Annotated in this window: 11 protein-coding genes and 1 tRNA gene; 5 read left to right on the forward strand and 7 right to left on the reverse strand. The window is 64.2% G+C overall.

What is annotated here, in order from left to right; all coding sequences use genetic code 11:
* Positions 1-327: 327 nt before the first annotated feature.
* Together cpdR and I3J27_RS05245 are read left to right on the forward strand one after the other, a co-directional pair.
* Positions 328-687, forward strand: coding sequence for a cell cycle two-component system response regulator CpdR (gene cpdR, locus I3J27_RS05240; RefSeq protein ID WP_007597092.1), 360 nt, complete (start codon positions 328-330; stop codon positions 685-687).
* 76 nt (positions 688-763) lie between these two features.
* Positions 764-838, forward strand: a tRNA-Val gene (locus I3J27_RS05245).
* 223 nt (positions 839-1,061) lie between these two features.
* Here the strand turns inward: I3J27_RS05245 and I3J27_RS05250 are convergent.
* Positions 1,062-2,360 carry a heme-binding protein gene (locus tag I3J27_RS05250; RefSeq protein ID WP_270166050.1) on the reverse strand — a complete coding sequence of 433 codons (1,299 nt, stop codon included), beginning with the start codon at positions 2,358-2,360 and terminating at the stop codon, positions 1,062-1,064.
* A gap of 514 nt (positions 2,361-2,874) precedes the next feature.
* On the opposite strand from I3J27_RS05250, the gene I3J27_RS05255 reads away from it, so the two are divergent.
* Both I3J27_RS05255 and I3J27_RS05260 read left to right on the forward strand, forming a co-directional pair.
* Complete coding sequence (locus I3J27_RS05255; protein WP_270166052.1) at positions 2,875-3,120, forward strand: hypothetical protein; 246 nt, start codon at positions 2,875-2,877, stop codon at positions 3,118-3,120.
* 342 nt (positions 3,121-3,462) lie between these two features.
* The gene (locus tag I3J27_RS05260) at positions 3,463-3,885 is read left to right on the forward strand and encodes a RidA family protein (RefSeq protein WP_270172568.1); all 423 of its coding nucleotides are present in this window, start codon (positions 3,463-3,465) and stop codon (positions 3,883-3,885) included.
* 37 nt (positions 3,886-3,922) lie between these two features.
* On the opposite strand, the gene I3J27_RS05265 is transcribed toward I3J27_RS05260, so the two are convergent.
* Entirely contained in the window at positions 3,923-5,014 is a 1,092-nt protein-coding gene (locus I3J27_RS05265; RefSeq protein WP_270166054.1) for an enolase C-terminal domain-like protein, read from the reverse strand.
* Positions 5,015-5,207: 193 nt separating this feature from the next.
* Between I3J27_RS05265 and I3J27_RS05270 the strand changes: the two genes are divergently transcribed.
* The gene (locus tag I3J27_RS05270; protein ID WP_270166055.1) at positions 5,208-6,770 is read left to right on the forward strand and encodes an adenylate/guanylate cyclase domain-containing protein; all 1,563 of its coding nucleotides are present in this window, start codon (positions 5,208-5,210) and stop codon (positions 6,768-6,770) included.
* A gap of 140 nt (positions 6,771-6,910) precedes the next feature.
* Here the strand turns inward: I3J27_RS05270 and I3J27_RS05275 are convergent, their stop codons facing one another.
* The 5 genes from I3J27_RS05275 to I3J27_RS05295 all read right to left on the reverse strand — a co-directional run bounded on the left by I3J27_RS05275 (position 6,911) and on the right by I3J27_RS05295 (position 12,392).
* Positions 6,911-8,149 (reverse strand): ABC transporter substrate-binding protein, encoded by a 1,239-nt coding sequence (locus tag I3J27_RS05275; RefSeq protein WP_270166057.1) that lies wholly within the window; start codon positions 8,147-8,149, stop codon positions 6,911-6,913.
* Between the two features lie 419 nt (positions 8,150-8,568).
* Positions 8,569-9,501 carry an alpha/beta hydrolase gene (locus I3J27_RS05280; protein ID WP_270166059.1) on the reverse strand — a complete coding sequence of 311 codons (933 nt, stop codon included), beginning with the start codon at positions 9,499-9,501 and terminating at the stop codon, positions 8,569-8,571.
* A 120-nt stretch (positions 9,502-9,621) separates the two neighbouring features.
* Positions 9,622-10,134, reverse strand: coding sequence for a hypothetical protein (locus tag I3J27_RS05285; RefSeq protein ID WP_370691965.1), 513 nt, complete (start codon positions 10,132-10,134; stop codon positions 9,622-9,624).
* 33 nt (positions 10,135-10,167) lie between these two features.
* On the reverse strand, positions 10,168-11,790 hold the full coding sequence (locus tag I3J27_RS05290; protein ID WP_270166063.1) for a flavin monoamine oxidase family protein: 1,623 nt from the start codon (positions 11,788-11,790) through the stop codon (positions 10,168-10,170).
* 197 nt (positions 11,791-11,987) lie between these two features.
* Positions 11,988-12,392, reverse strand: a complete 405-nt coding sequence (locus tag I3J27_RS05295; RefSeq protein WP_270166065.1) for a DUF3606 domain-containing protein — start codon at positions 12,390-12,392, stop codon at positions 11,988-11,990.
* Positions 12,393-12,548 lie beyond the last annotated feature (156 nt).

Consider the following 12,548-nt stretch of genomic DNA (forward strand, 5'->3'; position numbering starts at 1 on the left):
GGCTTCATCCCTTCGCGCCGCACGATCCGGCACGGGCCCCGGATCGAATGATTCGGCCGGTCGAGCGGCTCTTATGTGTCGTCATTGTCCGGAATCGCAACCATTCTGCCAAGCGAAAAGATGTGTTTGGCGCTGGAACATGTCTTAACCGTGCGGGCAAGGAGGCGGGGACGCGCCGATGCGGCTCGATTGATTCGTGCCGCATTCGGGTTCACAAGGGTCCGGCAGCGCAAGCCGGCTTGGGGTTAAGATTTTCACCCCAAATTTACCCTCTGTCGGGCTTAGTGACCTCTGCTGATATCCTCTGGGGATTTGACGTTTCCTGCCATGCCAAAGATCCTGCTCGCCGAAGACGACAACGACATGCGCCGTTTCCTGGTCAAGGCGCTGGAAAACGCCGGTTTTCAGGTTTCGTCCCACGACAACGGCATGGCCGCCTATCAGCGGCTCCGGGAAGAGCCGTTCGAGATGCTGCTGACCGACATCGTGATGCCGGAGATGGACGGCATCGAGCTCGCCCGCCGGGCTTCGGAACTCGACCCCGACATCAAGATCATGTTCATCACCGGCTTCGCCGCGGTCGCCCTGAACTCGGATTCGGACGCCCCCAAGAACGCCAAGGTGCTGTCCAAGCCCGTGCATCTGCGCGAATTGGTCAGCGAAGTGAACAAGATGCTGGCGGCCTAAATCGGCCCCGTTCCGTCCTTGCACCGGCTCCCCTGAGCCGTTATAGGGACCCGACCCGAACGCAAGTGGACTTTTAGGGCGCGTAGCTCAGCGGGAGAGCACTACCTTGACATGGTAGGGGTCACAGGTTCGATCCCTGTCGCGCCCACCACGCTTCGCCTTCGGCTTCGCGTGGCACAGCCAAGACTTTACCGGGCGAAGCGTGTCCGGGCGTTGCGCGAAGAGCGTAACCGGATTTTTTGCCGCGAGCTTCGTCCAGGCAAGCCACCATCCGATCTTTATGATCCCGGAGCATGTCCGCACCTCCTGACGAGGTGCGGCGAACTGTTTGCGACATTCGTGGTGGCCGACAAGTCGTATCGTCCTTGCCCCACTCAACTCAGCGGCAGCAGATGGTCCGGGATCGGCACCGGCGCGGCCGGCACGAGCGATGCGACGGAAACGTGCGGCCAGGTCAGGCCGGCGAAATCCAGCATGACTTTCTGCGAGTACTGGATCTGCGTTGTCGCCACCCTGACATGGCCGCCCTTGAAGCCCTTGTTGGGCACGAACGGGATCGCGGCGACGAAGCTCGGAACCAGCGGCACCTTGCCCTTCTGCCGCGGCTGCAAGATCACCGGCGGCGTTCCCGGTGGCAAATGCGGCACGTCGATGTCGTAAACCACCGTCTCGATCCAGAACACCGCGTCCATCTGGAATGCGTTGGCGTTGGCGCTCCCGCCGCCCGGCGGCGGATTGGGCTGCCCCTCGAGGAAGGCGATGTTCGCCGTGCCGCCCGCGAAGTTCGGCGCGGTAGGATGAGGCCCGGGCGCGGGAACGGCTGGCAAGGGTCCGCCTGATAGCGGCGAGCCGGGCTTCGTCGACGTCTCGATGACGATGGTCTGGGTGATGGTCTGATGCGCGATCTGATTGCGCAGCACCGTGTTCGGATCCGTGATCATGGCTTGCGTCAGCTTGCCGGAGGCCATCAACGCGGTCAGATCCTGCGGCAGCCGGCGCGTGGTGTTGTTGGTCGCGGTCTGGTTCTGGAACAGGATCTTGTTGCCCGGATTGCCGCCGATGAACGGGGTGATGTCGATCGCCGCGATGGTCGGCTTGCCGGCGACCGGAGGCAGCGCGGCGCCTTGCGCAGTGATCGTCGTGCCGTGCGGGATCGACGCCATGCGCGCAACGGTGAACGGCTCGTTCGGATTGGTGGTGGCCGGCACGGCTAGCCAGATGCCGGGTTCGAAATGAATGCCGACGGGTGTTCCGGTGGTGATGTCGTTGATGGTCTGGAGATACGGCACGCCGTTCAGGAACGCGTCCGCCTGCGTCCCCGTGCCGCGATTGGGAATCGAGCCGAGATTGTTCGAGAATGACAGCGTCTCGTCGGTGAGATTGAGCTCCAGCACGTTGTCGGCCGGGTCGGTCGTGTTCACCGGCCCCGGCATCGGCGTCGGCGTCGTCGCGCTGTCGGGCCGGAAGATCGTGTTGAAACCCTGCCCGGTGAACGTGCCCGTGAAGGCCGACAGCGGACCGAGGATGGGTGGCAGAGTGATCGGCGGAGGCGCTGCCCGTGCGGCGGCCGCCGCGGCGGGCTGTGCGGCATCCCTGAACACGTTGTCGACCTGGTGGATGGAGAAATTCGCGGTCTTCGCAAATGCATTGGTGAGTGGTTTGGGCTCGTCCATGGTGATCCCTCGTGCTGCTGCAACTGTCGATGCCGACATTCTTCCGGGCCGGCCGTCCGGGCAGATGAGTCCTTCGCTATTACGCCTCGCGTCCCGACCGATAGCGGGCATGACAAACCGGTCACGCGCGCTCATGCGCGCATGCTCACCGAGAACATGGAGCGGTCTTACGTCGTTGGCCGGACCACAGGCCAAATGGATCCGCGTGAATCGGTCGTGATTTTCAGCTTATGGTCCCGGCAAGTGCGTGGTCGCGAAATAGGCGAGCACTGCGAACCGAGCGAAGCATTGCCTCCTTCGACGCCGTGCTCGAAAATGAGATCGTCAAAAAATGGGTTTCGGGCGCTTGCCTGCCCGGCTCCGGTTTCGTTGTGCTATCATACAACCTTAAGATGGCCGCAAGTGTGTTCCATGTCACAGGGCCAAAAGAGTCGCAGCAACGGGAAATCAGCAGGGTCGCGCCGTGATTTGCGCGACCGGCGCGACGCAGGCGGATCACGGTAAGGGGACGCGAATGATGCGAGTGAGCTGTCTGGCCGTGGCGGCACTGGCGCTGATGGGGTCGCGCGCGGATGCCGCGATCATCGACTGGCAGGCTGAGCTCCAACGTTGCCGTACGCTGCGCGAGAACGTGGCGCCGCTGCTTCAGGCCGGCGAAGGAATATCCGCCGTCGGCCGCTCCAACAGATCCGTCCGTCGCTGCCTCTGGATCCAGCGCATGGCGGTGCGTAAGAAAATCCCCGGCGCGGAAGTGTGGTAGGGTCTGCGGTGAGGTCGCGTCGTCGCTCCATATTCCGTCATTGCGAGCGCAGCGAAGCAATCCAGAGTCTTTCCGCGGAGAGGTTCTGGATTGCTTCGTCGCAAGAGCTTCTCGCAATGACGGAGCGTGGAGCAGCAGCGCACTTTCTCACCGCGGAGGCGAGGTGTTGTCGGCCCGGATCCACACCGGCTTCAGCATGTAAAAGCCTCCCAGCCTTGATCCGTGACTCGCCGCCTGCCATTGTCCGGCCGTCCACCACGGCAACGCGTGGTGACATCCGGTTTGTGGCGTTCGTCGAAATGTGTCGCTTCGCCGGACGTGGAAGGAAGCCAGGTGACCGAGATGAGCAGCGTGAACAAGCCCGGCGGCAACTATCTGCCGGTGATCATCCATGGCGGAATCGCGTATGTCAGCGGTCAGTTGCCGCGCCGCGGCGAAGATCTGCTGTACGCGGGCAAGGTCGGCGCAGGTGTCGACATCGCGGCCGCGCAAGAGGCTGCTGCCCTCTGTGCCGATCTCTGTATTTCGGCCATCAACCACGCAACGGGCGGAGAGGACAAGATCGTCCAGGTCCTGCAACTCGTGGGATATGTCGCCTCGGCGCCTGGATTTACCCAGCAGTCGCAAGTCATGAACGGTGCCTCCGACCGGCTGATCGATCGCCTCGGCGATCGCGGTCGTCACACGCGTACGTCCGTCGGCGTCGCCGAGTTGCCGCGAGGGGCTCCGGTCGAGCTGAGCATGATTGCTGCTGTTCGGTCATAGGCCTACCGATCGGTGATCGACGCCGCGACCGGCGGCCTCATGCGACGAGATATTTTGCGACCGCCCCCTCGTCCCACCCAATCCCGTTCCCGGGCTCTTCGCCCGGCAGCGCAAAGCCGTCCTTGATCTTCAACCGCGTCGACAGCACGGCGTCGGCCCAGTCGACATATTCCAGCCAGTGCGCGGTCGGCGTCACGCAGAGCAGATGCGCGCTGACTTCCGAGAACAGGTGCGTCGACATCTCGATGCCGGCAGCGTGCGCGAGCGCGGCGGCGCGCAGCCAGCCGGTGACGCCGCCGATGCGCTGCACGTCGGGCATCACGTAGTCGCAGGCTTCCGCGGAGAGCGCGGTCTGCATCGAGAAGGCGCTGTCAAAGTTCTCGCCGATCTGGACCGGCGTGCGCAGTGCATCCGCAATGCGGGCGCAGCCGGCATAGTCGTCGTGGCGGATCGGCTCCTCGATCCAGCTCAGCCCCTCGTCATCGAGCATCTCGCCGCGGCGGATGGCGTCCGTCACCGTCAGCGCCTGATTGTAATCGCACATCAGCGTGACCTCATCGCCGACGGCCTTGCGCACCGCGCGCACGACGGCGAGGTCCTCCCGCGCGTCGGGCCGGCCGACGCGGATCTTGGCGGCGTGAAAGCCCTCGGCCAGCAGCTTGTGGGCCTCGTCCACTGCTGCGGCCGCCGGCATGATGCCAAGCCCCTTCGAATTGTAGGCCCTGACCGGCTTCGGCGCGCCGCCGAGCAGGCGCGCCAGCGGCAGGCCTTTGCTGCGCGCCAGCGCGTCCCATGCCGCCATGTCGATGCCGGATTGCGCCAGCCGCTGCAGGCCGGCGAGGCCGAGCAGGGTGAACCGCTGGGTCAGCTTGCGCTCGATCTCGAACGGCAGCAGCTCGTCGCCTTTGAGCAGCTCTGACATTTCCGTGACCATCGCGGTCAGCGGCTTCAGGACCGAAGGCGTGATCGAGAACAGATAGGCATGTCCGACGGCGCCCTGGTCGGTCTCGCAATCGATCAGCACCAGCGGCGCCTTTGCGACCGCCCCGGTGGAAGTTTTGAGCGGCAAATTCATCGGCACGATTACGGAGCGCGCATGGAAGCGCTTGATGCGGATGGTCTCGGTCATTCGGCGGATCTCCCGGGGCGCTGATGCAGCTCGTTGCCGATCTTAAGCATCCGTGATGAAACGAAAAGGCGCTTGGCACGACCACCATAAAATGGGGTTGCGCGCCGCCCGCGTTTATGGGCTCTGTGCCGCCGCCTGCTTTGCCGCAAATCCCGAGAGATTTGCGACAAATCGCACACAACGGAGCCACAGAGTGAAACAAGAGATCTCCGAAGAACAGCGCAAGAGCGGCCTCCTCACGGGTGCCGTGATCGCTTTCCTCCTGCTCGCTCTGCCGCTCGCGGTGTGGCTGGACCTGACCGAGCTCAGCAAGACGGCGCTGCGCCGGCAGGCGGTCGATCTCAACTCGGTCATCACCAGCGTGCGAAGCTATTACGCCTCCAACGTGGTCGGGCGCGTGCTGGCCAACCCCAATGGCACGACAAAGGTCGTGCACAATTACGAATCCGTCCCCGGCGCGATCCCGATCCCGGCGACGCTGTCGCTGGAACTCGGCCGGGTGATCGGCGCGCAGCAGGAGAACATCACCTATCGCTTCGTCTCGGACTTCCCGTTCCAGAACCGCGCCCCGCACCAGCTCGACAAGTTCGAGAAGGACGCGCTCGATGCGCTTCGGAAGGATCCCGAGCAGAAGATCGTCGAGACCGAGACCTCGCTGTTCAACGACAAGGTCCGTCTGGTCGCGCCCGTGACGATGGGCCCGGCCTGCGTGAGCTGCCACAACAGCCACCCCGAAAGCCCGAAGAAGGACTGGAAGGTCGGCGATATCAGGGGCATCCAGGAGGTGATCATCGCCCAGCCGATCGCCGCCAACATCTTCTCGTTCAAATTCCTGCTGGCCTATTTCCTGATTGCGGCGGGCAGCGGCCTGTCGTTCCTGTCGCTGCAGCGCCGCCAAGCGAGCCGCATCAAGGGCATGAACAAGGAGCTCGAATCCGCCAATGACTTCCTCGCCTCGCTGTCGATGAAGATCTCGCGCTACATCCCGCCGCAGGTCTACAAGAGCATTTTCAGCGGCCAGAAGGACGTCACCATCCACACCGAGCGCAAGAAGCTCACCATCTTCTTCTCCGACATCCAGAATTTTACGGCGACGGCGGAGCGGCTCCAGCCGGAGCAACTGACCCAGCTCCTCAACGAATATTTCACTGAGATGTCGGCGATCGCCCACGAATATGGCGGTACCATCGACAAGTTCATCGGCGACGCCATGCTGATCTTCTTCGGCGATCCCGAGACCAAGGGCGATCGCGCCGATGCGCAAGCCTGTCTCCAGATGGCCTGGCGCATGCAGCAGCGTCTTGCCGAGCTCAACGCGAAGTGGCGGGCGTCCGGCATCGAGCAGCCGTTCCGCTCGCGCATGGGCATCAACTCCGGCTACTGCAATGTCGGCAATTTCGGCAGCAGCGACCGCATGGACTACACCATTATCGGTGCGGAGGCGAACCTCGCCGCGCGCCTGCAATCGATCGCCGAGCCCGGCGGCATCGTGCTGAGCTACGAGACCTTCGCGCTGGTCAGCGACATCGTCCGTGCCCACGCGCTGCCGGCGATCACGATGAAGGGCATCAGCCGCGAGGTGATTCCGTATTCGGTGGATGCGCTAAACGATGCGGCCGCGGAGCGTAGCGGCGTCATCACCGAGCGCGCGCCGGGCCTCGAGCTGTATCTAGATCCGGCCGTGGTGAAGTCCGGCGACGCCGCGCGGGTGCGCGCGATGCTGGAGAGCGCGCTGGCTTCGCTGAAGCCGGCGTGAGGGGGACGTGCTTTTGATTGAGTTCAGATGTGGCCAAGAGGCAGGCGCACGCCCTCCCCCGCAAGCGGGGGAGGGAGCGCACCTCCTTCGTCGATACTGTGGAGCGCCGACCTCTCCTGTAAGCGGCGTTTTGGTACACCTTACCTTGCCGCACCTTCCGTGAACGCCGTCTCGATCACATCACCAAAGGGCTGCCACGACCGCCCGTCGAACTGCACCAGCCGCATCTGCCTGATCGGCAGATAGCTGTTCGGAGATGTATTCATCCTGATGTTGGGTAGCGCGACGGAGGGCTGATAAGCCTTCAGCGAAGCTGCCTGACGCATGATGTTCTCGCGCGAGAAGTCGTCGCCGCATTGCTTCAGCACCTGCGTCAGGGCCTCGGCCGCGGCGTAGCCGTAGAGCGCGGCGCTGTTGTTGGTGCTCTCGACGTGATGGTACTTGTCCATGAAGGCGAACCAGTCCTTCATGCCGGGATCGTTCTTCCATGCGGGATCACTCGGATCCTTTAGAAAGGCCGCCGAGATCACGCCGGCCGAATTCTCGAGGCCTGCGGGTGCCATCGCATTGGCGATCGAGGCGGAGGCATCGTTGACGATGAAGACCGGGCGCCAATTGAGCGACGCCGCCAGCTTGATCACCTTGGACGCCGTCGACGGCACGCCGAGGAAGACGAAGATATCGGCGCCGGTGCGCTTGAGAATCGAGATGTGCCCGTCGAGATGCTCGTCGTTGATGTCGAATGCGATGTCGACGAGGATCAGGCGGTTCAAATCGCCAAGTCCTTCCTGGATGCCCCGATAGAGCATGTGCCCGAACTGGTCGTTCTGCCAGAGCACGACGATCTTCTTCCTGGGGTAATAGGCCTGGATGTAGTTGGCGTAGATGCGTCCTTCCGACCGAATCGACGGCTGCCAGCCCATGGTCCAGGGGAATGCCCTGGCCTGGCTCAGCTCCTCGTCGCCGGAGGCGACGAAAAGCTGTGGGATCTTCTTTTCGTTCAGATACCAGCGCGCGGCGAGATTGCCGGGCGTGCCGAACGAGCCGAACATCAGATGCACGTCGTCCTTCTCGACCAGGTTGCGCGTCAGCTCCAGCGCTGTCGTGGGATCGGAATTGTCGTCGCGCGAGATGAAGCGGATCTTGCGGCCATTGATGCCGCCGCGCGCGTTGATCATGTCGAAATAGGCGGCCTCGGCCTGGCCGATGGCGCCGAATTCCGACAGCGGCCCCGAATAGGGCATGACGTTGCCGATCCGGATTTCATTGTCGGATGTCGGCTGCTCCGAATTGGGCTGCTCCGAGTGCTGCTGCGACATCGCCCCCAGCGAGGCGAGAGCGGCAATCAAAACGAACAGCAATCTGCCGGTGACGCGCATGCTCGACACCTTGACGTTGGCCCCCGACGTTGGCCCCCAACGAGATCGGCTCGATCTGTCCCAGCATGGGTTGATCTACGTCAAGCGTTTGGCGATCGTGTGGCGTGTTTGCCCGCTTCAATGCGGCGCATGACCGGCCCGAACGAAACGTCAGGCGTGTTGACAGGCCGCCTGCATCTCACCCCGTCATCTCTGCGCAACGGCAAAGCCGTTGTCGCTGGAGGTGCAAGGGGCGCGATGCAAAGCATCGCGCCGAGCCTCGAAGGATGTACGGCCACTGCTGCAACTGCGCGGAGGGAGCTGGGCCGTCGTCCTTCGAGGGCCGCTGAAGAAGCGGCCACCTTCAGGATGACGGTGATGGACTATAGGGGCGGCAATAGCGGGACCGGATCTGTCTGGGAGTTTTGTGCCCGGCAACGCTATGGCAACCCGCGCGCCTCGAGCTGATGCACCAGCAGCAGTGTCGGCTCGGCGAGGCTGTCGCCGGAGCCGTCGAGGCCAAAGGCGGCCGCGATGCCGTCGCGGCTGCGCAGCAGCGTGCTGCGCGGGCAGTGGCCGGCGCCGCAGAGCGTCTTCTTCAAGATCTCGCCCTGCGCGACGACGCCGGCGGGATCGTTCGCGGCCCAGGCCAGCACGATCGGCGCGTCGACGTTGAGGATGCCGGGAAAGACCGAGCGCTTGTCATATTGGGTGGCATCAGTGCCGAGATAGGCCCTCTCGCTGTCGCTGGCGTCCTTGCCGGCGCGGTAGATGCCGGACACCAGCACGACGGCGGCGACATCGGCGCGATCGGTCTGAAGCTCGGGATGCGCCAGCAAGGTGGCGACATGGAAGGCGCCGGCGCCGTAGCCGACCGCGACGATCTCGCGGGCATCGCCATTGAACAGGTCGATGTTGCCGTGGACCCAGGACAGCGCCGCCGCCACGTCGGTCGCACCCATCGGCCAGGTCGCCGAGGGCGCCAGGCGATAGTTGATGCGCACGCCGATCATGCCGTTGCGTGCGGCAAAGCACATCGCTTGGTCCTGGATCTCGCGGGACAGGTCCGGCGCGGCGCGGTCGCCGGTGAAGGTGTCGCCGGCGACGAACAGCAGCACGGGCCGGGGCGTATCGGCCTTGGTCTCGCCGCTGGTGGCGACATCGAGCACATTGGCCTCGCTCTCGCCGTAGCGCAGCCCCCGCGAGAACGAGACCTGCTCGCACAGGCGCGCAGTGCCGCCGGCGGTCGTGTCGTTGTCAGTGAGGCCCACGCGGACGAGATCGGTCGGCGTCGTCAGCCGCGCCGGCGTTGGGCCGTGCGCGGAGGCTGCCGTCACGCCCAGAACTAGGAAAAAAGCGAGATAATTCTTCATGTTGGTGCCGGCCCTGCGTGCCCCATATGGGCTCGCGCATTTGGCCTGTCTTTTCAATTCGCCTTATTAGTTAGATCGTCTTGAGGCGATTTCACGGCACCCGGGTTTCGCCCCGCGGGTTCAATTTCCCGGCTGGAACGTGCAGTCCGCCCCGCTGCCGTCCTTCCGCCTGATCGCATTGGGGTCGATCGTGCAGCTCAGCTTGCTCAGGCTCTCGAAGTTCGATCCCGCCGCTCCGTCAGGCGGGACGCCGGCGAGCACTTCGGTCGCGAAGATTTCATTGGCGGTCGAGCCGTTCACGGTCCTGGTTGTCTTGCCGAAGGTGACCTCGCAATTGCGCACCGTGATGTCGACATTGCCGGTGCGGCAGACGATCCTATCGGCAGTCACGATGATCGGCTTCTTGTAGGGAACGTCGCTGTTGGCGGCGAACAGCATCGCCACCGCCTTTTTCTCGCCGCCCGACAGGATCGGCGATAGCGGCGCGATCACGCCCGCGAGCGCCAGCGCCGTCGAGCCAGAGACCTTTGCGGGCGTGGCGCCGGAGGCGACGGCAATATTGGATGCGCTACCGACAACGATGGCTGATGCCATGCAAGCCCATTTCGCAAATGTCATGGTCTCGAATGTCATTGTCGTGAATTTCATTCGCCTAACTCCCGCCCGTCACGGCTTCGACGCCGCAACGCGTCCCAAGCCTACGACAGAATTGCCGTTCCGGGCAGGGCGATGCGCGCCAGCCTGCCGGTCGATGGCCTTGATGATCGTAGCCGCCGCCGTCTGGCCGGACTGGAGCGCGCCTTCCATGTAGCCGAAATAGGCGAAACACGTGTGCTCGCCGGCAAAGAACAGGCGGCCTTCAAACCCCTTGGCCAGCAGCGGCCCGGCGCGGCACACCTCGCCGGGAGCGGGGCAGGAATAGCCGGCGGCGGTCCATTCGTCGCGCGGCCAGGCCATGAACTCGGGCCCACCGGCCAGATGCTTGACATAGCCCTTGTAGACGCCGCCGATCTGCTGCGCGTAGAACGCATCGACCTGCGTCTGGTTGCCGGGCTGGTAGTGCTTGAGCGCTTCCTTGGCGACATTGCCGCCTGCAAACAGGCTGAGCTCGACCGGGTGATCGGGTGGCGCAATCTGGTTGTCGGTGCCTTCCCAGGTGACGCCGAACTGGTTCGAGATGGCCGTCGGGGCGAGGCCCTCGCCGATCCAGAAGCGCTTCGTCAGCGGGCTGAGATATTTCACCGCCGTCCCCATCGTGACGTAATAGTCGTGCGGCAGGTGGGGCGTGATCGTGATCTTGGCGTTCGGCGAATCCGGCCACAGGCTCGGAGGGATTGCGAGCACGGCATAATCGGCGGTGAAGGCGGCGCGCGTGGTCCCATTGCCGGAGGGACTGAAGTCCAGGGTGACGCCTTCGTCCTCGACGCGGATGGCGCGCACCGGCGTCGACAAATGGGTGTGGGCACCCTTGCACCCGATGTCTTTCGCGAGACGAATGGCGAGCTCCTGATTGCCCTCCGAGCAGCGCAGGGTTTCGGTCTGGGTGAAGAAGGCGTCGATCTGGTTCTTCATTCGCCCGCCGGCGACGACGGCGAGGTTGGCGAGCAGGCTCTGCTGGGTGGTCGGCTGGCCGGCGTCGTTGGAGAGTTGCTCTTCGAGCGCGTGCCTGGTGAGCTTCGAGCAGTCGAGGCTGGCGATCCACTCCGCGATCGTCCTGGCGTCGAGTTTCCTGGCACCCTGGGCGCGCCAGGGCTTGCGCGGGTCGACCCTTCCGGCCCAGCGGCTGAACTTGTCGAAGGCGTCGTCCATCTCGTGATAGACCCGCTTCATCTGGCCGTCGGACAGCTTGTGGCCGTCGAGAAACAGCGGCATGTCGAGCTCGAGCGCGTCGAAATTGGTGTCCGAGGTGATGACGGACAGGCCGAGCTCGAATTGCTTGGCGTAACGCAGCCAGAGCGGATGATTGTAGCCGATCAGCTCGCCGCCGGCCTCGACGATCCCGCTCGGCCTGGTCTTGCTGAAAACCCGTCCCCCGAAGCGGTCGCGCGCCTCGAACAGCGTCACCTCGCAATGCGCGACGAGCTCGGAGGCCGCCATCAGGCCGGCAAAGCCGCCGCCGATGATCGCGACCTTCGGGCGTCGCACGGCCAGCGCGCGGAGCGCGGTGGGTGAGCGGATCGAGGGCGGGGCGGGTTGAAGGGCGAGCTTGTCCTTGACCCGGCGCTGGCGCTCCGCCCCCGAAATCTTGGGCCCGTAGCGCCGGTGCAGCCGCGCAAACAGCGAACGCATCGCGTGCTTCCCTTGAAAATGTCTTCTGCCTGACGCCGCTGTGGCCGCCCGGCTCGCAAATGCAGCAATGCCGCCGGAAATCGGCGGATGGCAGGAAGACTAGCGTGCAATCTCAGGGGGAGTCGAGGGCGGCGCCCCAACCGCCGGCGTTCGGCCGTGTGCGTTGCAAGAGAGCTTCGAGAGAGGTGGCGTGCCCCTCAGGCCGCTTGCTTCCGCTTGGCGACCTTCCTGGTGGCTTTCTTGGCCTTTTTCTTCTTCGCCGCCTTCTGAGCTGCGAGATAGGCCTCGACCTTCTTCGAGGAATGGCCGGCGGCGGCCACGGCAGCCTTCAGCCTGGCCGGGGTGATCTTGAACTTCTTCGACCAGTAGCGGACCTCATAGGCCTCGCTGAGCGCAATCCGGCTCTTGTCGGAGGCACGGTGCTTCTGGAGCTTGATATAGGCCTCGACCTTCTTGGCGGAGCGGCCGACCTTCTTGACGGCGTATTTCAGCTTGGCCGGCGTCACCTTGAATTTCTTCGACCAGTAGGCGACCTCGTACTTCTCGGTGAGCGCAATCAGCGCCCGATCCGCGCCGCCCCGCTTTGCCTTGTTGTCGGCCATGCTTCCCTCCTGCCGTGGTCTGGGTGCGTCCAATCTAGCATGCAACCCGATTTGGAAGGCAAGGCGGGAGCGGGCGGCGATTGCGCGGAGCAGCCGTTTTGCACCGGCGCGTCAGATGCTTGCGCGGCGCGGCCTGGCCTCATGCCGGAATGCGGT

Source organism: Bradyrhizobium xenonodulans (assembly GCF_027594865.1).
GTDB classification, from domain to species: domain Bacteria; phylum Pseudomonadota; class Alphaproteobacteria; order Rhizobiales; family Xanthobacteraceae; genus Bradyrhizobium; species Bradyrhizobium xenonodulans.